We start from the raw sequence: 21123 nt of genomic DNA, 5'->3' as shown, positions 1-21123 counted from the left end.
CAGCCCCGCGCCCCCGGGTGGGTGCGACCGGGGGACGCGCGCTGTCTGCGGGTCGTCCAGGGGTGCTCGCGTCCACGCGGCGCAGCCGCGAATCGGCACGGCGCCGCGCCTCTTTGGGACGTCTAGGTGCGGGACACGTTTCTCTCGTAGACCAGGCGGAGGCCGATCAGCGTCAGCCAGGGTTCGTGTTCGTCGATGACCGAGGACTCGCCCAGGACCATGGGAGCCAGGCCGCCGGTGGCGATGACCGTGACGTCGTCGGGGTCCTCGGAGAGTTCGCGGGCCATGCGGTTGACGACGCCGTCGACCTGGCCGGCGAAGCCGTAGATGATGCCCGACTGCATGGCCTCGACGGTGTTCTTGCCGATGACCGTGCGGGGGCGGGCGATCTCGATCTTGCGGAGCTGGGCGCCGCGGACGCCGAGTGCCTCGACGGAGATCTCGATGCCGGGGGCGATGACGCCGCCGGCGTACTCCCCGCGCGCGGAGACCGCGTCGAACGTCGTCGCCGTGCCGAAGTCGACGACGATGGCAGGTCCGCCGTAGAGCTCGACGGCCGCGACCGCGTTGATGATGCGGTCGGCGCCGACCTCCTTGGGGTTGTCCATCAGGATCGGGACGCCCGTCTTGATGCCCGGTTCGACGAGGACGGCCGGTACGTCGCCGTAGTAGCGGCGGGTCACCTCGCGCAGCTCGTGCAGGACCGAGGGGACGGTCGAGCAGATGGCGATGCCGTCGATGCCGTCGCCCAGCTCGTCGCCGAGGAGCGGGTGCATGCCCATCAGGCCCTGGAGGAGTACGGCCAGCTCGTCCGCGGTGCGGCGGGCGTCCGTGGAGATGCGCCAGTGCTCGACGATGTCCTCGCCGTCGAAGAGGCCGAGGACGGTGTGCGTGTTGCCTACGTCGATCGTGAGCAGCATGCCTACTCAGCCTCGCTCGTCGTCGACGCGTCGGAGGCCTTGGACGTCTCGGAGACCTGGGACGTCTCGTCGGCCTCGCGCAGGTCGAGGCCGATGTCGAGGATGGGCGAGGAGTGCGTGAGGGCGCCCACCGCGAGGAAGTCGACGCCCGTCTTCGCGTACGTCGGGGCGGTGTCCAGGGTGAGGCGGCCCGAGGCCTCCAGGAGTGCGCGGCCGTCCACGACGGCCACTGCCTCCGCGCACTCGCCGGGTGTGAAGTTGTCCAGGAGGATCAGGTCGGCGCCCGCGTCCACGACCTCGCGGAGCTGCTCCAGGGTGTCGACCTCGACCTCGATCGGCACGTCCGGGAAGGTCTCCCGTACGGCCTTGAAGGCCTGGGAGACGCCGCCCGCGGCGACCACGTGGTTGTCCTTGACGAGGGCCGCGTCCGAGAGGGACATGCGGTGGTTGACTCCGCCGCCCATGCGGACGGCGAACTTCTCCAGGGAGCGCAGTCCCGGCGTCGTCTTGCGGGTGTCACGCACGCGCGTGCCGGTGCCCTCCAGAACGTCGGCCCACGCGCGCGTGGCCGTCGCGATGCCGGAGAGACGGCACAGGAGGTTCAGGGCGCTGCGCTCGGCCGTCAGCAGGTCGCGGGTGCGGGTCGTGACGCTCAGGAGCTTCTGGCCTGCCTCGACGCGGTCGCCGTCGTCGACGTGCCGCTCGACCTCGAACTCGTCCGTGCAGACCACGGAGACGACCGCCTCGGCGACCCTGAGGCCCGCGACGACACCGCCCTCCCGGGCGGTGAAGTCGGCGGTGGAGACGGCCTCTTCGGGGATGGTCGCGACGGTGGTCACGTCCACGCCGTGGTCGAGGTCCTCCTCGATGGCCAGATGCGCGATGTCCTCGATCTCTACGGGGTCGAGCCCGGCGTCGGCGAGGAGCTGCGCGAGGGCGGGGTCGAGCCCGCACTCGGCGTACTCCAGGGGATCGACGTCGTACTCCCCTGCGGCGCCGCAGCCGCAGCCGTCGCCGCAGCCACCGCCTGTGAGGAGGGGAAGGTCGGGGGTGCTCACTTCTGTCACTGCTCCTGGGGACGGGACTGCTGTGTCGGGGGGAAGTCTGGGGTGTCGGTGGTGTGTACGGCGAGTGTGCGGTCGGGATTCAGCCGCACGACGATGTGGCGCCGCCAGTTCGTGTCGTCCCGTTCACCTTTGTCCTCGCGCCAGTGGCAGCCGCGGGTCTCCTCGCGCAGCCGGGCGGCGGAGACGAGGACGCGGGCCACGCACAGGAGGTTGGTGGCCTCCCAGGTGTCGACGCCGGGCTCGGCCGTCTTGCCGTGGACGTCGAGGGCGTCGCGGGCTTCGGTGTGCAGCTGCTGGATGCGCTCGGCCGCGGTCTCCAGGGAGGCGGCCGAGCGCAGGACCCCGGCGCCGTCGGTCATGATCCGCTGGATCGCGAAGCGTGCCTCGGGGGCGAGCAGCGGATGGGCGGGCTTCTCCGGATAAGCGACCGGTGCGGGCACGCGCGCGTGGAGGCTGTTCTCCTCGTGGCCGCCGACGATGTCGGCGGCGATGCGCTCGGCGTAGACCAGGCCCTCCAGGAGGGAGTTGGAGGCGAGCCGGTTGGCGCCGTGGACACCGGTGCAGGCGACCTCGCCGCACGCGTACAGACCGGGGACGGTCGTACGGCCCCGGGAGTCCGTGCGGACGCCTCCGGAGGCGTAGTGGGCGGCCGGGGCGACCGGGACGGGCTGGGTGACCGGGTCGATGCCGTGGGCGCGGCAGGCGGCGAGGATCGTCGGGAAGCGGTGCTCCCACATGTGGGCGCCGAAGTGCCGGGCGTCCAGGTACATGTGCTCGGCGTCCTGCTCCTGCATGCGCCGCATGATGCCCTTGGCGACGATGTCGCGGGGGGCGAGCTCGGCCAGTTCGTGCTGGCCGGTCATGAAGCGCACGCCGCCCGCGTCGACCAGGTGGGCGCCCTCGCCGCGGACCGCCTCCGAGACGAGCGGCTGCTGGCCCTCGGCGTCCGCGCCGAGGAACAGCACGGTCGGGTGGAACTGGACGAATTCGAGGTCGCTGACCTCGGCGCCGGCGCGCAGCGCGAGCGCCACGCCGTCGCCGGTGGAGACGGAGGGGTTGGTGGTCGCCGAGAAGACCTGGCCCATGCCGCCGGTCGCGAGGACCACGGCGGGGGCGTGGACGGCTCCCACGCCGTCGTGCTGGCCCTCTCCCATGACGTGCAGGGTCACGCCGGCGGTGCGTCCGTCGGTGTCCGTGAGGAGGTCCAGGACGAGCGCGTTCTCGACCGTGCGCAGGCCACGCGCGCGTACCGCCTCGACCAGGGCACGGGAGATCTCGGCGCCGGTGGCGTCGCCGCCCGCATGGGCGATGCGGCGGCGGTGGTGGCCGCCCTCGCGGGTCAGCTCCAGGCCGCCCTCTTCGGACTCGTCGAAGTGGGCGCCGGTCTCGATGAGCCGGCGTACGGCGTCGGGTCCCTCGGTGACGAGGATGCGCACGGCGTCCTCGTCGCACAGGCCCGCGCCCGCCACCAGGGTGTCGTCGAGGTGCTGCTCGGGAGTGTCGCCCTCGCCCAGGGCCGCGGCTATCCCGCCCTGGGCCCAGCGGGTGGAGCCGTCGTCGAGGCGGGCCTTGGTGACGACGACGGTGCGCAGCCCGGCGGCGTCGCAGCGCAGGGCGGCGGTGAGTCCGGCGACTCCGGAGCCGACGACCACGACGTCGGCGGTGACGGACCAGCCGGGTGCGGGCGCGTGCAGACGTATGCCTGTGCTGGTGCCTGTGCTGGTCACGAGGCGGCTCCGAAGGTCAGAGGAATGTTGTCGATCAGCCGGGTCGTCCCGACCCGGGCGGCGACGGCGAGGACCGCCTCGCCGGTGTGGTCGTCCGGGATCTCGGTGAAGTCGGACGGATCGACCAGCGCGAGGTAGTCGAGCGCGAGCGGCGGGTTGAGGCGGGCCGCGTCGTCGAGGATCAGGCGGGCGGCGGCGCGGACCGCGGCGGGGCCGCCGGGGGCCGCCTTGGCGACGGCGTGCGTGTCGGCCGCGGCGCGGGACTCGCCGATGGCGCTGAGGGCCTCGGCACGCGCGTGCGTGGCAGGCACCTCACGGGCACGCGCGCGCAGCGCCTCCTGGGCGGCGTGCCGGTCGCTGCCCGCGAACAGGGCCTGGGAGAGGGCGAGCGCGGTGCGGCGCTCGGTGGCCGACAGATAGCGGTTGCGGCTGGAGAGGGCCAGGCCGTCCGCCTCGCGCACCGTCGGGACGCCGACGATCTCCATGCCGAAGTTCAGGTCGCGCACCATGCGGCGGATCAGGGCGAGCTGCTGGGCGTCCTTCTGCCCGAACAGCGCCACGTCGGGGCGGGTGAGGTGCAGCAGCTTGGCGACGACGGTGAGCATGCCGTCGAAGTGCCCGGGTCGCGTCGAGCCCTCCAGGCGCCCGCCCATGGGGCCGGCGCTGATGCGGACCTGGGGTTCGCCGCCCGGGTAGACCTCGTCCACGGCAGGGGCGAACACGACGTCCGCGCCCGCCAGTCCGGCGATCTTGACGTCGGCGTCCAGGGTGCGCGGGTAGCGGTCCAGGTCCTCGCCCGCGCCGAACTGGAGGGGGTTCACGAAGACGGTGACGACGACCTCGCCGTCGCCAGCGATCTCACGGGCGGTGCGGATCAGCGTCGCGTGACCCTCGTGCAGGGCGCCCATGGTCATCACGACGGCACGGCGGCCGGTGCGCACGCGCGCATGGAGCTCGTCGGCGGTGCGCAGCACGGTGGTGGTCATCGGGTGGCTCCGTTCTCGGCACCTGCGCGCGTCATCGGGCGTCTCCTTCGGGCCCGCCGGGTCCGTTCGCTCCGTCGGTGCCACTCGGGCCGTTCGGTCCGCCCGGCCCGGCGGTCCCGGCCGTCCCGTTGGCGAGTACGCCGAGGAGGTCCTCGGCGAGTTCCGGCTTGAGCAGGCCGTGGGCGAGGGCCCGGTCGGCGGTCGCGCGGGCCATCGCCAGATAGCCGGCGACGGTCTGGGGCGCGTGCTTGCGCAACTCGGCGACGTGCGCGGCGACCGTGCCCGCGTCACCGCGCGCCACCGGTCCCGTGAGGGCCGCGTCGCCCGACCTCAGCGCGTTGTCCAGGGCCGCGCCCAGCAGGGGGCCCAGCATCCGGTCCGGGGCCTCGACGCCCGCCGCGCGCAGCAGCTCCATGGACTCGGCGACCAGCGTCACCAGGTGGTTGGCGCCGAGCGCGAGGGCCGCGTGGTAGAGCGGCCGGGATGCCTCGGCGATCCACTCGGGCTCGCCGCCCATCTCGATGACCAGGGCCTCGGCGGCCAGACGCAGCTCCTCGGGCGCGGTGACCCCGAAGGAGCACCCGGCGAGGCGCTGCACGTCCACGGGGGTGCCGGTGAACGTCATCGCGGGGTGCAGCGCGAGCGGCAGCGCACCGGCGCGCAGCATGGGGTCCAGGACCCTCGTGCCGTACCGCCCGGAGGTGTGCACGATGAGCTGTCCCGGCCGTACGGCACCGGTCTCGGCGAGGCCCTCCGCCAGTCCCGGCAGGGCGTCGTCCGGGACGGTCAGGAGCACCAGGTCGGCCCTCCCCAGGACCTGCTCGGGGGTCACCAGCGGCACGTCGGGCAGCAGCTCCGCCGCTCGTCGCCGGGAGGCGTCGGAGACCCCGGAGGCGGCCACCGGGCGGTGTCCTGCGAGCTGGAGCGACGCGGCCAGGGCGGGGCCCACACGACCGGTGCCGACCACACCGACGGTGAGCCGCGCGGGGCGGTCCTTGGGGTCTGGCTGGGGGAATGTACTCACTCGACGGCGGCCTTCCGTTCCAGTCCGCTCCGGGTACCGGACGATTTCTCGTCATGTTAACGCGATTGGTCCGAGGGCCGTTTTTTTGTCCACAGGCTGTGGGGAATTCATATGACCGGTCGCCGTGGTGTCCTGCATGATCCGGGCATGGGCGATACGGCGGAGCAGGCGGTGGGGCAGGCAGTGGAACAGGCGGCGGAGCAGGTGCCGGACGGTTCGGCGGAACAGGCGGCGGACGGTTCGGCGGGGCAGGCCGCGGAAGAGGCGGCCGGGCAGCGGCGCGAGCGGCGCAGGGTCGCCTGGCGAGGGGCGCGGCGGGTGCTGTGGCGGCCCGGTTTCCACGCCACGGTCGGCGAGCGGCTGGCCCGGCTGACGGACGCGGGACCCGACGTGTACGACCTGGACAAGCCGGTGGACATGTACGGCGACGGGATCGTCGAGACCCTGGAGGAGCGGGTCGCGGCTCTGCTCGGCAAGGAGGCCGCCGCCTTCTTCCCCTCGGGCACCATGGCCCAGCAGGTCGCGCTGCGCTGCTGGGCGGGCCGTACGGGCAGTACGACGGTGGCGATGCATCCCCTCTCCCACCCGGAGGTCCACGAACGGCATTCACTCAGCACGGTCGGCAACCTGCGGACCGTGCATCCGACACGCGAGCCGCGGATGCCCTCGGCCGAGGAAGTACGCGACCTGGAGGAGCCCTTCGGGACGCTCTTCCTCGAACTGCCCCTCCGGGAGGCCGGTTTCGTCCTGCCCTCCTGGGAGGAACTGGTCGCCGTCACGGACGCGGCACGCGAACGCGACGCCGTGGTGCACCTCGACGGGGCCCGCCTGTGGGAGTGCACCACCCGCCTCGGCCACTCCCTGGACGAGATCGCGGACCTCGCGGACAGCGTCTACGTGTCCTTCTACAAGTCGCTCGACGGATTCGGCGGCGCCGCCCTCGCGGGCCCGAAGACACTCGTCGACGAGGCGAAGGCCTGGCGCCACCGCTACGGCGGGCAGATCCTCCAGCAGTTCCCCACCGCCCTGTCCGCGCTGATCGGCCTGGAGAAGGAGCTGCCCCGGCTCCCGGAGTACGTGGCCCACGCGCGCGTGGTCGCCGCGGCGCTGCGCGAGGGGTTCGCCGGGGCCGGGGTGCCCTGGGTCCGGGTGCACCCCGAGGAGCCGCACACCCACCAGTTCCAGGTCTGGCTGCCGTACGACGCCGACGCCCTCACCGACGCGGGGACGCTGCAGGCCGAGGAGACGAAGACCGGCCTGTTCCCGCAGGTCTGGGAGCGGGGTGGACCCGGTCTGGCGTTCACCGAGGTCACGGTGGCCGCGCCGGGGCTGGAGTGGACCGCTGAGGACGTCCGCGCGGCGGTCGCCGACTTCGTGGCGCGGCTGCCGCGCTGACCGCCCGGACCGGTGCCTGAAAGGTCGGCCCCTCAGCGCCCGCGCAGCCGCGCCAGCGCCGCCCGTATCCGGCCCCGACCCCGGCCCCGGCCCCGGGCCGGACGGCCGGTCAGGGCCGCGCGGAAACGGCGGTGGTCGGCCAGTTCGCGCATGACCTGCCAGTCGTGGGTGCCGGGGGCCGGCGGGGTCGGGTCGCCGTGCTGCCGGGCGCGATAGGTGTCGATGAGGTACTGCTGGGTGATGCTCATGGCGGATCGCCTCTTCGGGACTGGGTACGGACGTGAACTCCGTGGGCCCCGCGGTTGCCCCGGTCTGTGATCCCAGCTTGCGCACGCCCCGGCCGGGGCGTCGCGTCGATTGACCGGCGTCGTCAATCGACGGCCGCGTTGTCAGTGGCGGGGTGCACCATGAGGTCATGAGCGTGACCATCGACATTTCCGGGCTCCGCAGGGAGCGGGTGGCCGTCGTGCCCTCGCCCCTCGCCGAGCTCTGCATGGCGCTGCACGCGCTGGCCGAGCCGGGGCACCACCCCGGGCTGCAGGGCTGGGCGACCGGGGTGACCGCGCGCCTCGACCCGCATCTGGCGGACCGGATGTGCGAGGCCGACTTCCTGTGGCGTACGACCTTCTCGGACCTGTTCCTGCCGTATGCGGGGGTGGGCGGCGGCACCGCGCTCCCCGGCGCCACCCTCGCCGAGGACCTGGACCTGCTCGACAAGCTGACGGACGACCAGTTCGTGGACGCGGCCCTCGAATTCACCTGCGCCCTGCCGTACGACGCACAGGGCGCGGGCGCGCTCACCAACGCCGGGGCCCGTCGGCGCGCGCTGGAGCTGGCCGCCGCGCGCGGACCCCGGCCGGCGGAGTTCACCGCGCGGCTGCTGGAGGACCCGCCCAGGATCCGCGCCTGGCTGCGCCAGTTCCTGGAGGACTGCGACGAGGCCTTCTTCGCCGAGACCTGGTCCCGGCTGCGCCACCAGCTCGCCGCGGACGCCCGCCACAAGACGGATCTGCTCAGACGCAAGGGTCTGGCCGAGGCGCTGGCCTCGGTGTCACCCGCGGTGGCGCTGGACGAGGCGGCCGGCCGCGTCACCGTCGACAAGCTGGGCAGCGGCCACACCACGGTCCGGGACAGCAGCCTGCTGCTGGTGCCGACAAGCCTCGGCTGGCCCCACCTCATGGTGCTGCACCGGTACGGCTGGCAGCCGGTGCTGCACTACCCGGTCGGCTCCCCCGAGCTGGCGGCCCCGCCCTCCGTCGAGCAGCTGACCCTGCGGATGACGGCCCTGTCCCACCCGGTGCGGATGCGCCTGTGCCGCAGCCTGGCCCGCAGCGCCTTCACCACGAGCGAGCTGGCCCAGACGCACGGCATGACGCCGCCCGAGATATCCCGGCACCTGAGTGTCCTGAAGAAGGCGGGCCTGCTCACCACCCGCCGCCGCGGACGGTACGTCCTGCACCAGCTGGACGTCACGATGCTGGCCCGCCTGGGCAGCGACTTCCTGGAGGGCATCCTGCGCTGAGCGCGCCCCGCTTTCCGGCGCCACCCCCGCTGCGACCGACTGCGGATGCGGCAGCGGAAGCGGCTCAGTCGAAGCGGATGTGCCTGGCGCTCGTCCAGGACCGCCGCAGCCGCCCCCGCAGGGCCCCGTCCTTGTTCGGTGCGAGGGTCAGGCCGGCCAGGACGGCGATGCGGTCGGCCGTCCTGGCGACCGTGGTGTGGTCGGTCCACAGGTGCTCGGCGAACTCCGGTTCGCGCAGCCGCTCCAGGCAGTGGTCGAGCTGCTCGACCGCCCAACTCTCCCTGCGCAGCGGGGCGTCCTTGCCGGCGACGTACTGGAGGAGATGGCCGAAGCCGCGCTCGCGCAGCCGCTTCAGGACGGTCTCGCGCTCGGCGAGGAGCGTGAAGTGGCGTACGTCGTGGCCCTTTTCGCGCAGCAGCCCGACGGTCTCGTCGAAGTAGCCGAAGTCGGTGACCGTCATGGGCGCGACGACGACTCCGTCGTGCTTGGTGAGGGCGAGGTCGAGCACCTCGACCACGCCCTGCCGCCAGGAGGCCAAGTCCTGGAAGTTCCCGCGCAGTTCGGGCGGCAGCATGCGGCGCAGACCGAAGCCGGCGTGCTCGGGATCGCAGACGACGCTGCCGGGCAGCCGCCGCTGGAGCTCGTACGCCGTCTGCGTCTTTCCGCCGCCGAAAGGGCCGTTGATCCACAGAAGCATGCGCAGACCCTAGTGGCCGCCGATCACGCCCCGGTCACGCACGGCACGGCCCCCGGACGGTGGTCGGCCCGGCCCCCGGACGGTGGTCAGCCCTGTCCCCCGCTACCGCCCCCGGCCCGCACCAGACCCGTCTCGTACGCGAGGACGACAACCTGGACGCGGTCGCGCAGGCCCAGCTTCGTGAGGATGCGGCCCACATGGGTCTTGACCGTCGCCTCGGAGAGGACGAGCCGGGCCGCGATCTCGCCGTTCGACAGCCCCTGCGCGACGAGGATCATCACCTCGCGCTCGCGCCCGGTGAGCCGCTCCAGCTCCTTGTGCTGGGGCTCCTTGCCGGCGCTGGGCAGCATCGGCGCGAACCGGTCGAGCAGGCGCCGGGTGGTGGAGGGCGCGACCACCGCGTCGCCGCTGTGCACGGAGCGGATCGCGGTGAGGAGCTCGCCCGGCGGCACGTCCTTGAGCATGAAGCCGGAGGCACCGGCCTTGAGCCCCGAGAAGGCGTACTCGTCGAGGTCGAAGGTGGTCAGGATCAGCACCTTCGGCGGGTTCTCGTCCTGGCAGATGCGGCGGGTGGTCTCCACGCCGTCGAGCTTCGGCATGCGTACGTCCATGAGCACCACGTCGACCTCGGTCGCGCGCAGCACCTGGAGGGCCTCGACGCCGTCGCCCGCCTCCGCCACGACCTCCATGTCCGGCTGGGCGGCGAGCACCATCCGGAACCCGGTGCGCAGCAGCACCTGGTCGTCGACGAGCATCACGCGGATCGGCATGGGAAGGTCCTCCGGTCGGTTCGTGGAGCTGAAGCGTGCACGTGTCAGTGGGCCGGCTTGAGGGGAAGCAGGGCGCTGATGCGAAAACCGCCGCCGGGCCGCGGTCCGGCGTCCAGGGTGCCGCCGACCATACCGACGCGCTCGCGCATCCCGATCAGGCCGTGGCCCCGGCCGTCGGCGCCGCCCTCCTCGTACAGCTCGTGCGGGGCGCCCTTGCCGTCGTCCTCGACGAGCAGGCCGAGGCCGTCGTCGAAGTAGACCAGGCGCACACTCGCCCCCGTGTTCGGCCCCCCGTGCTTACGGGTGTTGGTGAGGGCCTCCTGCACGATGCGGTACGCCGTGAGCTCCACGCCGCTGGGCAGGGGGCGCGGGGTCCCCTCGATCTTGAAGTCGACGGGGAGGCCGGAGCTGCGGCACTGCTCGACGAGGTCGTCGAGCTGCTCCACGTCGGGCTGCGGCACGTACTCGCCGGACTCCTGGTGTTCGCCGGTGCGCAGGACACCGAGGAGGCGGCGCATCTCGGCGAGGGCCTGCCGGCCCGTCCCGGAGATGGTCTCCAGGGCCTTCTTGGCCTGGTCGGGAGCGGAGTCGAGGACGTATGCCGCGCCGTCGGCCTGGACCACCATCACCGAGACGTTGTGCGCGACGACGTCGTGCAGCTCGCGGGCGATCCGGGCGCGCTCGGCGGCGACGGCGACCTTGGCCTGCGCCTCGCGCTCCTTCTCCAGACGGGCGGCCCGCTCCTCCAGCTGCGCGAAGTAGGCGCGGCGGGTGCGCAGGGAGTCGCCGAGCACCCAGGCGAGGGCGAACGGGACCATCTGGAAGACCACTATCGCGACATGGCCCGCGCCGCTCGTGTTCCCGTCCGGCCAGCGCAGCTGCGAGAGGGGCGCCGCGAACAGGCCTGCGGTCAGGGCCAGCCGGGAGGCCCAGCGCGTGCCGTTCGACGCCACGGTGTAGGTGATCACCAGCAGCGCGAAGTCGGCCGGCACCACCGACACGTCCAGTGCCAGCTGTGCCACGCCGACGGCGACGGCCAGCAGCAGCATCTTCTCGGGCAGGCGCCTGCGCAGCGCGATCACCAGGCAGAGGAGCAGGGTGACCGGGATGACGATGGCCGGGAGGTCGGTCCCGGCGGCCTCCTGGTTCGCGGTTCCGCCCACGACAGAGATCCCGAGGAGGAAGACGGCCCAGAAGCCGTCGACCCACATCGGGTGCCTGCGGAGAAAGTCATAGAGGCGCTGCACGTAACCCAGCGTAGGGAAGCGTGCTGTGTGCAGGGGTCAACCGGAGGGTCGATCCGTAACCGGTGCTCGTACTCCCCAAGGTGGAGGCCCTACTCGACTCGGCGCTTAACCTGACGCGGTGGAAGCGGTCGGGAGCAGTGGTGAGCGCAGTGCAGCGTGAGAGCGCGGGCGGGGTGCGCGGGTGGCGCCCGGCGACCGAGGAGGCGCTGTACGGGCCCTCCGGTTTCTATCGCCGCCCCGAGGGTCCCGCGGGCCATTTCCGCACCTCGGTTCACGCGTCACCGCTGTTCGCGGGGGCCGTGGCCCGGCTCCTGTGCCTCGTCGACGAGGCGCTGGCCCACCCCGCCGAACTCGCCTTCGTCGACATGGGCGCGGGCCGCGGCGAGCTGGTGACCGGCGTCCTGGAGGCCCTCCCCGCCGAAGTGGCCTCCCGCGCGCGTGGGTACGCCGTGGAACGGGCCGCCCGCCCCGCCGGACTCGATCACCGGATCGAGTGGCTCCCGGCGCCCCCGCCGGACGTCACGGGCCTCCTGTTCGCCAACGAGTGGCTCGACAACGTGCCCCTGGACGTGGCCGAGGCGGACGCGGAGGGCACGGCACGGCTCGTTCTCGTACGGGAGGACGGGACGGAGGTCCTCGGGGAACCGGTGGCCGGGGCGGAGGCGGAGTGGCTGGAGAAGTGGTGGCCGCTCACGGCAACCCCGGACGGCCCGCTGCCGCCCCCTGAAGCTCCGGACGGGCCGCCTCCGCCCGAGGGCGTCCGCCTGTCCGCAGCGGGCCTCCAGGGCCCTGCTCAGGGCCTTCACGGCCCCTACGACCCTCATGCCGCCGAAGGACTCCGCGCCGAGATCGGGCTCCCCAGGGACGCCGCCTGGGCCGCCGCCGTGGCCTCCCTCGGCCGGGGTCTCGCCGTGGCCGTGGACTACGCGCACTTCGCGGGAGCGCGCCCGCCCTTCGGAACACTGACCGGGTTCAAGGACGGCCGGGAGACCGCACCCGTGCCCGACGGCTCCTGTGACATCACCGCGCATGTGGCGCTGGACGCGTGCGCCCTGCCCGGGGCGCGGCTGCTGAGCCAGCGGGAGGCACTGGGCGCGCTCGGGGTGAGCGGGGAGCGGCCGTCCCTGGCCCTGGCCTCCACGGACCCGACGGCGTACGTACGGGCCCTCGCGGGCGCGGGCGAGGCCGCCGAGCTGACCGCCCGGGGCGGACTCGGCGACTTCGGGTGGCTGCTCCAGCCGGTTGGAATTCCGGACCCGCTCCCCGACGGAGAACGGCCCTCTACGTAGAGCGCGGTTTTCCCGGAGACCCGGCCGCGATCCGACCTCCGTCACCGGCCTACTTGTCGATGTCCCCGACCACGAAGAACAGCGACCCCAGGATCGCCACCATGTCCGCGACCAGCGTGCCCGGGAGCAGCTCCGCCAGCGCCTGGATGTTGTTGTACGAGGCCGAGCGGAGCTTCAGCCGGTACGGGGTCTTCTCGCCCTTGCTGACGAGGTAGTAGCCGTTGATGCCGAGGGGGTTCTCGGTCCAGGCGTACGTGTGGCCCTCGGGGGCCTTCAGGACCTTCGGGAGCCGCTGGTTGATGGGCCCCGGGGGCAGCTCGGCGAGCCGGTCCAGACAGGCGTCGGCGAGGTCGAGCGCGACGTGGGTCTGCTCCAGGAGGCACTCGAAGCGGGCCAGGCAGTCGCCCTCCTGGCGCGTGACGACCTTCAGGGTGTCCTGGAGCTCCCCGTAGGCGAGATACGGCTCGTCCCGGCGCAGGTCGAAGTCGACTCCGGAGGCGCGGGCGATGGGACCGCTCACTCCGTAGGCGTGCACGGCCTCCGGGGAGAGGACGCCGACACCCCTCGTACGACCGCGGAAGATCTCGTTGCCGAGCACCAGGTCGTCGAAACGGTCCATACGGGAGCGCACTCCGGAAACGGACGCACGCGCGCGGGCGGTCCATCCGGCGGGCATGTCCTCCTTGAGGCCGCCGACCCGGTTGAACATGTAGTGCATGCGCCCGCCGGAGATCTCCTCCATGACGTGCTGGAGTTCCTCGCGCTCGGTGAAGGCGTAGAAGATCGGCGTGATCCCGCCCAGCTCCAGGGGGTACGAGCCCAGGAACATCAGGTGGTTCAGGACCCGGTTCAGCTCCGCGAGCAGCGTGCGCGTCCACACCGCGCGCTCGGGGACCTCCATGCCGAGCATGCGCTCCACACCGAGGACCACGCCCAGCTCGTTCGAGAAGGCGGAGAGCCAGTCGTGGCGGTTGGCCAGCATGATGATCTGGCGGTAGTCGCGCGCCTCGAAGAGCTTCTCCGCGCCGCGGTGCATATAGCCGATCACCGGCTCCGCGTGCTGGATCCGCTCGCCGTCGAGGACGAGCCGCAGCCGCAGCACCCCATGGGTGGACGGGTGCTGGGGCCCGATGTTGAGCACCATGTCGGTGCTCTCGGCGCCGCCGCCGATACCGACCATGGTCTCCGTGGGACCCGTCGTAGGAGTCATGGGAACAGTGTCGCGTACGTACGCTTGCGGCATGGAGACGGGGACCTCGGAAAACGCGGGGCAGACAGCGGGGCAGGCGGCGGGCGAGCCGGTGTGGATCGGACTCCCGCCGGGGCTGCTGAGAATGCGACGGCTGTTGCTGGTGGTGTGGCTGGGTCTGCTGACCGTCGGTACGGGCCTGCTGCTCGGTCTGCTCGCCGGGCCCGGCTGGGCGGCCTTCGCCCTGCTGCCGCTCGCGGTGCTGCTGTGGGGCTGGCCGATGCTGGGCCGCAACTGGCGGTCCTGGCGGTACGCCGAGCGCGCGGACGACCTGCTGATCAGCCGGGGTGTGCTGTGGCAGGAGGAGACCGTCGTGCCGTACGGGCGCATGCAGCTGGTCGAGGTCACCTCCGGCCCCGTCGAGCGGCACTTCGGGCTGTCGAGCGTGCAGCTGCACACGGCCGCCGCGGCGACGGACGCCCGCATTCCGGGACTGGACCCGGCCGAGGCGGAACGACTGCGCGACCGGCTCACCGAGCTGGGCGAGGCCCGATCGGCGGGGCTGTGACGACGCCGGGCGCCTCCAAGGACGTAGAGGACATGGAGGCTGTGAAGGACGTACGGGACGAGCCCGGGCCCGTAGCGGAAGAGGCATCCGCGCCGGAGGCGGCGCCCGTACCGGGCGAAGTGTCCGAGGTCGCGGCCGGGCCGACCGAGCGGCGGCTGCACCCCGTGACGCCGCTGCGGCGCGCGTGGGCGCCGGTCGCCGTGATCGCCGGCTGGGCCGTGCACGACCCCGACCAGGCGCAGCGGCAGCTGACGCGGCTCACCACGATGACGCTGACGGCCGTCCTGGTCGCGGCCGTCCTGGGAGCCGCCCTCTACGGCTTTCTGAGCTGGTGGTTCACCCACTTCGCGGTGACCGACACCGAACTGCGCATCCGTACGGGCCTGGTGTTCCGGCGCACCGCGCACATCCGGCTCGAACGGCTCCAGGCGGTCGACGTCACCCAGCCGCTGCTGGCCCGCGTGGCCGGGGTCGCCAAACTCAAACTCGACGTCGTCGGGACCGACAAGAAGGACGAGCTGGCCTATCTGGGCCAGGAGGAGGCCCGGGTGCTGCGGGCCGAACTGCTCGCCCGGGCCGCCGGTTTCGCGCCCGAGACGGCGCACGAGGTGGGCGAGGCGCCGGTGCAGCGGCTGCTCCACGTGCCCGCCGGTGTCCTCGCCGTGTCGCTCGTCCTGACCGGCGCCACCTGGGGAACGCTGGCCGCCGCCCTCGTCGTACCGCCGCTCCTGTGGTTCGCCACCCACAGCGTGTGGACGGTCCTCGCGACGGCCCTTCCGCTGCTCGGCGCGGCGGGCGCGAGCAGCGTGGGACGGTTCGTCGGCGAGTACGACTGGACGGTGGGCGAGTCCCCGGACGGGCTCCGCATCGACCACGGGCTCCTCGACCGTACGCACGAGACGGTGCCGCCCGGGCGCGTCCAGACCGTACGCATCGTCGAGCCGCTGCTCTGGCGGCGGCGCGGGTGGGTCCGGGTCGAGCTGGACGTGGCGGGCTCTTCCAACTCCGTGCTCGTGCCGGTCGCTCCGCGCGAGGTCGCCGACGCGGTCATCGCGCGCGTGCTGCCGGGCGTGACCGTGCCCACCTCACTGGCACGGCCGCCGCGCCGGGCGGGCTGGTGCGTGCCGTTCTGGTGGCGGGGTTACGGGCTCGCCGTGACCGACACCGTCTTCGTGGCCCGGCACGGGCTGCTGCGCCGCAGCATCGCGCTCGTGCCGCACGCCAAGGTGCAGAGCGTGCGCCTGGAGCAGGGGCCGTGGCAGCGCCACAAGGGACTTGCCGACGTCCGCGTGGACACCGGCGCCAACAAGACCGTGACGGCCCGGCTCCGGGACGCCACCGAGGCGGCGGAACTGCTCTACGGACAGGCGGACCGCTCCCGCACGGGACGGCGGGAGGCCCGGCCGGACCGGTGGATGGCCTGAGAGCCGCGAACGGCGTGAGGGCAGTGGCGGGTTGCCACTGCCCTCATCACGTACGGGTCCTTCGGTTCTACGAGACCGCGCTGCGCAGTTCCGCCAGGTCGATCTGTTCCGTCTCGTCGTGTGCGGTCAGGTCGATGACCTGGCCGACACCGCGGGACTCCTCGCTCACAGGCTTGAACGCGGACTCCGACTCGGCCTTGTGGAGCGCGAGCGCCTCCTGGCCGACCACGTCGGCGAGGTCCTCGTTCTGTACGGCCTCCAGCGCCTCGTCGCCCTTCTGCGTACCGAAGAAGTCGAACCCGCCCTCCACGGAGGGGCGTCGCGCGGGCGAGGCCGGCGCGACCGCGACGGCCGTGGGCACGGTGAAGTGTCCGGCGGGCCGCGCGGCGGGGGTGAGGGCCGCCGCGCTCGTCGGGGAGTGGGTCGTCGCTCCGGTCTCGGGCCGCCGCCGCACACGGGCCACTTCGGACGGCGTGGGCCGCGCGAGGTCGGTGCCCGGCGACGGCTCGGGGGCGGGCGCCGTGCGGGTCGCCGTGGACTGAAGAGGCGTCACGTCGATCGCCGCGGACCGCTTGGGGGCCGTGGTCGTGTCGGTCGCCGTGGACCGCTGGGGGCTCACGTCGGTCGCGGTGGCCTGCGCGTGCGGCCGTACGGTCTCCGCGGGTTGCGGGGCCTTCGCGGGCCTCGCGGACAGCGGTGCGGTCGCGGCGGCCGTGCGCTCATGGCCGCCGACCGCCTCGGGCTTCCCCCGGGCCTCGCCCTCCTGCCCGGCGTCACCCTTGGCGGGGGCACCCGTCACGGTGCTGCCTGCCGCGGACGCGCCCTTGGCGGAGCCGTTCGGGGAACCGTTCGGCCGGGGCGCCCGCTTGCCGGGGCCTCCCGGCGAGGGCGAACCCTTGGGGCCGCCGCCCTTCGTCGTGGTCCGCTTGACCGGGCCGGCCTTCGCGGAGGAGCTCGGGGCCGGAGCGTCCTGGCCGGAGCCGTCCGCCGCCGTGTCGTCCTGAGCCGAACCGTCCCCGGCGGAGGCGGAGTCGGCCGTCTCGGGGGCGGTGCCCTCGGTCTCGGCACCGGCACCGGCACCGGCCTCGGCCTCGATCGCAGTCTCGGTCGCAGAGGAGCCGTCCGTCGCCGGATCCGTCGTGGAGTCGGCCGTCGTGGAGTCGACCGTCGCCGAACCGTCCTCCGCCGTCACGTCCTCGGCGGACGCGCCGTCCTCGGCCGCGTCCTCCGCGGAGTCGCCCGCCGAACCGGCACCTTCGGTCGCACCGGCCGCATCGGCCGTAGCGACGACTACGCCCTTCGCGAGCCGGTCCAGCGCAGCGTTGGCCTTCACGTAGAGGACCGAGGCCGCCGCGGACGCCGCGAGGGCGGCCTGGACCGTCGCCGCGGTCGCCTCCGGCACCGCGTCCTGGGCGGAGTCGGAGGCCGTCTCGTCCGTATCCGGCGATATCGAAGCCGCGGCGGGCAATGCCCTGGCCGGGGCCGTCGCTTCTATCTCAAGGAGCCGGCGGCCCTCCAGCGCGGTGGCTCGCTCGGTCTCCGCCGTGGCGTATCGCCGCAGCAGCGCGGCGTGTTCGTTGCGCAGCCCCTGCAGCTCGGCGCGCTTCGAGCGGAGCCGCTGCTCCAGCTTGGTGCGCAGCTCGCGCGACTCGTCGAGGTCGGTCTCGAGTTCGGCGGCCCGCTCCTCGTGACGCCACTCGTCGCTCGCCCGCGCGCGCGTGAGGTCCGCGACCCGTTTGCCCGCCGCCGCGTCCCAGCGGCGCATGACGACCGCGCCCGCGACAGCCGTCGCCGCGGCACCCGCGGCGAGCCCTCGGAGCACCAGCGTTTCGGAGAACAGCCATGGCCCCGCGGCGCAGACGGCGGAGACGCCTGCGATCGCCGAGGGGGGCAACAGCCGGTGCAGAGGTGGGGAATGGCGGTGACGTCCTCGTGGCATGGCCAGAAACTTACCGCGCGTAGGCGAATCGTGGTGCCCCGCGGGGCAAAAACACAGCCACACCGAGACCTTCTCACCGCACCATCACCGGGCAATCTCCGCACCGGCCGCTCAAAGACCACGCCTTCGGTCCCTCATCGGCCGCCCCAACTGCCACTGCAGGGCCGCTGTTTCTTGATCGCCGCTTCTCCCGAATCGACCCTTCTTCTGCGGATCTTCTGCGGATTACGGAATTCCGAGTGGGAAAGAACGTCGGCCGGGAAAAGACCGTCAGCGGTCACTCACCGGTCGCTCAGCCGTCCGCTGATCCACTGCAGGGTCGCCGGGATCTCGCGCCGCCAGGTGTTGAAGTTGTGACCTCCGCTGTCGAGGATGATCGACGAGATCCGGGTCGGCTTCTTCGCCTGCACCAGGTCGATGAACCGCAGCGTCTCCTGGTAGTTGCTCTCGCCGTTCCTGCTGCTGCTGACGAGCAGTGAGGTGTCGGGCGCGGGCCTGTGCTTCAGGTACCACATCAGATCGGCGCGGTTCTTCAACTCCTCGTTCCCATGGAAGAGATCGCCCGTCGTGGGGTCGCTCGGCGCCCTGTAGTAGGGGGAAAGGCCCGCCCCAGCGGCGTATGTCTCCGGGTGGTGGATCGCGAGCTTCAGCGCACAGTATCCGCCCGTCGAATCGCCGACGATTCCCCAGCTCCCGGGCTTTTTGCCCACCCTGTAGTGGTGCGATACCGCGTCGGGCAGGTCCTTGGCGAAGAACGACTCGGTCTTCGGGCCGCCGGGAACGTCCACGCATTCCGTGTCGCGCGGCGGCGCGACGGTCGGCCGCATCATGACCAGGATCATCGGCTGCATCGTGCCGTTCTTCGCCAGCCGGTGGGCGGTCTGCGGATAGTGCAGGCCCTTGATGAGCGCCTCGGCGGTGCCCGGATAGCCGGTCAGTACGACAGTCGCCGGGAACGTACGGGTGCGGTACTGCGGCTGGAAGTACTCCGGCGGCAGATAGACGTACGCGGGAGACGCGATATGGGTCCGTCGGCCCACGATGTCGACCTTCTGGATCTGTCCGCCGATCTGCGGTCGCGTTCCGCCGGAGACGTTCACCTGTCGCGTGTCGACCACCTGGAGCGGGCCGTTCGCGCCTCCGGCGTCATGGTCGACCACGATGCCCTGGCCCGACTCCTGGCCGAACAGGTCGGCCCAGCTGGCGTAGAACCCGAAAGCCTGATTGGCGCCGAGGCCGATCGACGCGAAGATCGCGACCTGGGTGGCCAGCAGCAGACCGATCCGCCCCGACACGGCTCGCCAGTTGCGACGCGCGAGCCGCGGCCACCACCACACCGTGCCGACGAACAGCAGCACCGCGAAGAGGACCGCGAATGCCAGCACCTTGTTGCTCGTGAGACCCATGGGCTGTTCCTGCCTGCGCTTTCCGGCCGGTGACGGGCGCCGCTTCCTTCACGGCGCCTTGCCCCGGTCTTTCCTTGCCCTTTGAAACGGTTTTCCGATGGGGAGTGAACCTGTCTCCCCAAGACACCGTCCTAGAGGGCGCAATGTCGCCGGATGCCGGATTGGCACCGGATTCAAGGTCTCTCGCAGAACTACGGGATGCGATGTCTGTCAGGATAGATGGGGAAATGTCGGGTGAGGTTCCGGCTCGAACGGGCCGACTGCGGGGCGTACTCCGCGGTCCGCGCCCCGAGGCCGTTCCCGCCCTGGTCGCCAGGGCCTGCACGCTCGTAGGGCTTCTGGACATCGCGGCGGGTGTCTTCCCGCGCTTCCGCAACAGCCGTATGCACACGCTCGCCGAGGTGCTGCCGGGCGCGTTCGGTCCGTTCGCCGCCGCCCTGTCCCTCAGCGCGGGCGTCCTGCTGCTGCTCCTCGCCCACGGTCTGCGCCGGCGCAAGCGGCGGGCGTGGCGGGCCGCCGTGATCCTGCTTCCGCTGGGCGCCCTCGCCCAGTTCACCTACCGGCACTCGCTCATCGGGGTCCTCATCTCGCTGGCGCTGCTCGCCCCGCTGCTGCGCCACCGGAGTGAGTTCGAGGCGCTGCCCGACCCGCGCAGCCGCTGGCGGGCCCTCGCCAACTTCGTCCTCATGGGGGCGGGTTCACTCCTGCTCGGCCTGGTCATCGTCAGCGTCCACCCCAACCGGATGGTCGGCAATCCGAGCCTCGCGGACCGCATCAGCCATGTGCTGTACGGGCTGTTCGGCTTCGAGGGGCCGGTCGACTACCAGGGCACCACGTCCTGGACGGTGGCCTTCTCACTCGGCGCGCTCGGCCTGCTGACCGCCGTGACCACCGTCTACCTGGCCTTCCGCCCCGAACACCCGGCCGCACGCCTGACGGAGGACGACGAGACACGCCTGCGTGCCCTCCTGGACAAGCACGGTGGCCGCGACTCCCTAGGCCACTTCGCACTCCGCCGCGACAAGGCGGTCGTCTTCTCGCCGAGCGGCAAGGCCGCGGTGACGTACCGCGTCGTCTCCGGGGTGATGCTCGCCAGCGGCGACCCGATCGGCGACGTCGAGGCCTGGCCCGGCGCGATCGAACGCTTCATGGACGAGGCGAAGGCCCACTCCTGGACGCCCGCCGTCATGGGCTGCTCCGAGACGGGCGGCGAGGTCTGGACCCGCGAGACCGGCCTGGACGCCCTCGAACTGGGCGACGAGGCGGTGGTGAGGGTCGCGGATTTCTCCCTGGCCGGACGCGCGATGCGGAACGTACGCCAGATGGTGAAGCGCATCGAGCGAGCCGGTTACGAGACCCGCGTACGGCGCATCCGTGACCTGAGCGAGGGCGAGCTGGACCGGATCCGGCGCGCCGCGGAGGCCTGGCGCGGCACGGACACCGAGCGCGGCTTCTCCATGGCGCTCGGCCGCATCGGCGACCCTGAGGACGGCGACTGTCTCATCGCGACGGCCCACAAGGAAGACACCGTTCCGGGCCCGTACGGCGACCTGAAGGCCGTGCTCCACTTCGTCCCCTGGGGCACGGACGGGGTCTCCCTGGACCTCATGCGCCGCGACCGCTCGGCGGACCCCGGCATGAACGAGCTCCTCATCGTGGCGGCCCTCCAGGCGGCCCCCCGCCTGGGCGTCGCCCGGGTCTCCCTGAACTTCGCGATGTTCCGCTCGGCCCTGGCCCGTGGCGAGAAGATCGGCGCGGGCCCCGTCCTGCGGGCCTGGCGCGGGCTGCTGGTGTTTCTCTCCCGCTGGTTCCAGATCGAGTCGCTGTACAAGTTCAACGCGAAGTTCCGCCCCTACTGGGAGCCCCGTTTCGTCGTCTACCGCTCCTCCCGCGACCTCCCCCGCATCGGCTTCGCCGCCATGCAGGCCGAGGGCTTCGTGAACCTCGCCCTCC

17 protein-coding genes and 1 pseudogene are annotated in these 21123 nt (G+C 72.5%); 6 read left to right on the top strand and 12 right to left on the bottom strand.

Features of this window, described 5'->3' with window-relative positions:
- Positions 1–122: 122 nt before the first annotated feature.
- From AOK17_RS32855 to AOK17_RS32835, 5 genes and pseudogenes are all read right to left on the bottom strand, one after another.
- Positions 123–920, bottom strand: a complete 798-nt coding sequence (locus tag AOK17_RS32855) for a type III pantothenate kinase (RefSeq protein WP_055616223.1) — start codon at positions 918–920, stop codon at positions 123–125.
- A gap of 68 nt (positions 921–988) precedes the next feature.
- A pseudogene (gene nadC, locus AOK17_RS32850) lies at positions 989–1978 on the bottom strand (carboxylating nicotinate-nucleotide diphosphorylase); the annotation flags it as partial.
- 5 nt (positions 1979–1983) lie between these two features.
- On the bottom strand, positions 1984–3714 hold the full coding sequence (locus tag AOK17_RS32845; protein WP_055616222.1) for an L-aspartate oxidase: 1731 nt from the start codon (positions 3712–3714) through the stop codon (positions 1984–1986).
- Entirely contained in the window at positions 3711–4700 is a 990-nt protein-coding gene (gene panC, locus AOK17_RS32840; RefSeq protein ID WP_055616221.1) for a pantoate--beta-alanine ligase, read from the bottom strand. The genes AOK17_RS32845 and panC overlap by 4 nt, the downstream gene beginning before the upstream one ends.
- Positions 4701–4731: 31 nt before the next feature.
- Entirely contained in the window at positions 4732–5724 is a 993-nt protein-coding gene (locus tag AOK17_RS32835) for a Rossmann-like and DUF2520 domain-containing protein (protein WP_055616220.1), read from the bottom strand.
- Between the two features lie 147 nt (positions 5725–5871).
- Here AOK17_RS32835 and AOK17_RS32830 point away from each other — a divergent pair, with 147 nt between their 5' ends.
- Positions 5872–7119, top strand: coding sequence for a threonine aldolase family protein (locus AOK17_RS32830; RefSeq protein ID WP_079053413.1), 1248 nt, complete (start codon positions 5872–5874; stop codon positions 7117–7119).
- Between the two features lie 32 nt (positions 7120–7151).
- Here the strand turns inward: AOK17_RS32830 and AOK17_RS32825 are convergent, their stop codons facing one another.
- On the bottom strand, positions 7152–7367 hold the full coding sequence (locus AOK17_RS32825) for a hypothetical protein (RefSeq protein WP_055616219.1): 216 nt from the start codon (positions 7365–7367) through the stop codon (positions 7152–7154).
- Between the two features lie 167 nt (positions 7368–7534).
- Between AOK17_RS32825 and AOK17_RS32820 the strand changes: the two genes are divergently transcribed.
- A complete protein-coding gene (locus tag AOK17_RS32820) occupies positions 7535–8641 on the top strand; it encodes a DUF5937 family protein (protein ID WP_055616218.1) in 1107 nt (368 codons plus the stop codon).
- Between the two features lie 64 nt (positions 8642–8705).
- On the opposite strand, the gene AOK17_RS32815 is transcribed toward AOK17_RS32820, so the two are convergent.
- From AOK17_RS32815 to AOK17_RS32805, 3 genes are all read right to left on the bottom strand, one after another.
- Positions 8706–9338, bottom strand: coding sequence for an AAA family ATPase (locus tag AOK17_RS32815; RefSeq protein WP_055616217.1), 633 nt, complete (start codon positions 9336–9338; stop codon positions 8706–8708).
- An 86-nt stretch (positions 9339–9424) separates the two neighbouring features.
- A complete protein-coding gene (locus tag AOK17_RS32810; protein WP_055616216.1) occupies positions 9425–10108 on the bottom strand; it encodes a response regulator transcription factor in 684 nt (227 codons plus the stop codon).
- Between the two features lie 44 nt (positions 10109–10152).
- Positions 10153–11355: a sensor histidine kinase gene (locus AOK17_RS32805; RefSeq protein ID WP_055616215.1), complete on the bottom strand. Its 1203-nt coding sequence runs from the start codon at positions 11353–11355 to the stop codon at positions 10153–10155.
- Between the two features lie 149 nt (positions 11356–11504).
- Here AOK17_RS32805 and AOK17_RS32800 point away from each other — a divergent pair, with 149 nt between their 5' ends.
- Positions 11505–12644: an SAM-dependent methyltransferase gene (locus tag AOK17_RS32800; RefSeq protein ID WP_063997330.1), complete on the top strand. Its 1140-nt coding sequence runs from the start codon at positions 11505–11507 to the stop codon at positions 12642–12644.
- 49 nt (positions 12645–12693) lie between these two features.
- On the opposite strand, the gene AOK17_RS32795 is transcribed toward AOK17_RS32800, so the two are convergent.
- Positions 12694–13854 carry an NADH-quinone oxidoreductase subunit D gene (locus AOK17_RS32795; RefSeq protein WP_055616214.1) on the bottom strand — a complete coding sequence of 387 codons (1161 nt, stop codon included), beginning with the start codon at positions 13852–13854 and terminating at the stop codon, positions 12694–12696.
- 31 nt (positions 13855–13885) lie between these two features.
- On the opposite strand from AOK17_RS32795, the gene AOK17_RS32790 reads away from it, so the two are divergent.
- Complete coding sequence (locus AOK17_RS32790) at positions 13886–14401, top strand: PH domain-containing protein (protein WP_055616213.1); 516 nt, start codon at positions 13886–13888, stop codon at positions 14399–14401.
- Complete coding sequence (locus AOK17_RS32785; protein WP_425424656.1) at positions 14398–15825, top strand: PH domain-containing protein; 1428 nt, start codon at positions 14398–14400, stop codon at positions 15823–15825. Before AOK17_RS32790 ends, AOK17_RS32785 begins: the two co-directional genes overlap by 4 nt.
- A 67-nt stretch (positions 15826–15892) precedes the next feature.
- On the opposite strand, the gene AOK17_RS32780 is transcribed toward AOK17_RS32785, so the two are convergent.
- Entirely contained in the window at positions 15893–17764 is a 1872-nt protein-coding gene (locus AOK17_RS32780; RefSeq protein WP_079053412.1) for a hypothetical protein, read from the bottom strand.
- Positions 17765–18045: 281 nt separating this feature from the next.
- Positions 18046–19170, bottom strand: a complete 1125-nt coding sequence (locus AOK17_RS32775) for an alpha/beta hydrolase (RefSeq protein WP_055616211.1) — start codon at positions 19168–19170, stop codon at positions 18046–18048.
- Positions 19171–19397: 227 nt separating this feature from the next.
- On the opposite strand from AOK17_RS32775, the gene AOK17_RS32770 reads away from it, so the two are divergent.
- On the top strand, positions 19398–21123 hold a 1726-nt coding region (locus AOK17_RS32770; RefSeq protein WP_055616210.1), incomplete at its 3' end, for a phosphatidylglycerol lysyltransferase domain-containing protein.

Origin of the sequence: Streptomyces phaeochromogenes (assembly GCF_001418655.1) — a bacterium.
GTDB lineage: Bacteria > Actinomycetota > Actinomycetes > Streptomycetales > Streptomycetaceae > Streptomyces > Streptomyces phaeochromogenes.
This window is presented reverse-complemented; position numbering and strand designations above follow the sequence as displayed.

Bases quoted from the DNA above. Each gene is read 5' to 3' on its own strand.
- AOK17_RS32855 (WP_055616223.1), bottom strand. From the start codon at position 920: ATGCTGCTCACGATCGACGTAGGCAACACGCACACCGTCCTCGGCCTC.
- panC (WP_055616221.1), bottom strand. From the start codon at position 4,700: ATGACCACCACCGTGCTGCGCACCGCCGACGAGCTCCATGCGCGCGTG.
- AOK17_RS32830 (WP_079053413.1), top strand. From the start codon at position 5,872: ATGGGCGATACGGCGGAGCAGGCGGTGGGGCAGGCAGTGGAACAGGCG.
- AOK17_RS32825 (WP_055616219.1), bottom strand. From the start codon at position 7,367: ATGAGCATCACCCAGCAGTACCTCATCGACACCTATCGCGCCCGGCAG.
- AOK17_RS32820 (WP_055616218.1), top strand. From the start codon at position 7,535: ATGAGCGTGACCATCGACATTTCCGGGCTCCGCAGGGAGCGGGTGGCC.
- AOK17_RS32815 (WP_055616217.1), bottom strand. From the start codon at position 9,338: ATGCTTCTGTGGATCAACGGCCCTTTCGGCGGCGGAAAGACGCAGACG.
- AOK17_RS32810 (WP_055616216.1), bottom strand. From the start codon at position 10,108: ATGCCGATCCGCGTGATGCTCGTCGACGACCAGGTGCTGCTGCGCACC.
- AOK17_RS32795 (WP_055616214.1), bottom strand. From the start codon at position 13,854: ATGACTCCTACGACGGGTCCCACGGAGACCATGGTCGGTATCGGCGGC.
- AOK17_RS32790 (WP_055616213.1), top strand. From the start codon at position 13,886: ATGGAGACGGGGACCTCGGAAAACGCGGGGCAGACAGCGGGGCAGGCG.
- AOK17_RS32780 (WP_079053412.1), bottom strand. From the start codon at position 17,764: ATGCCACGAGGACGTCACCGCCATTCCCCACCTCTGCACCGGCTGTTG.
- AOK17_RS32775 (WP_055616211.1), bottom strand. From the start codon at position 19,170: ATGGGTCTCACGAGCAACAAGGTGCTGGCATTCGCGGTCCTCTTCGCG.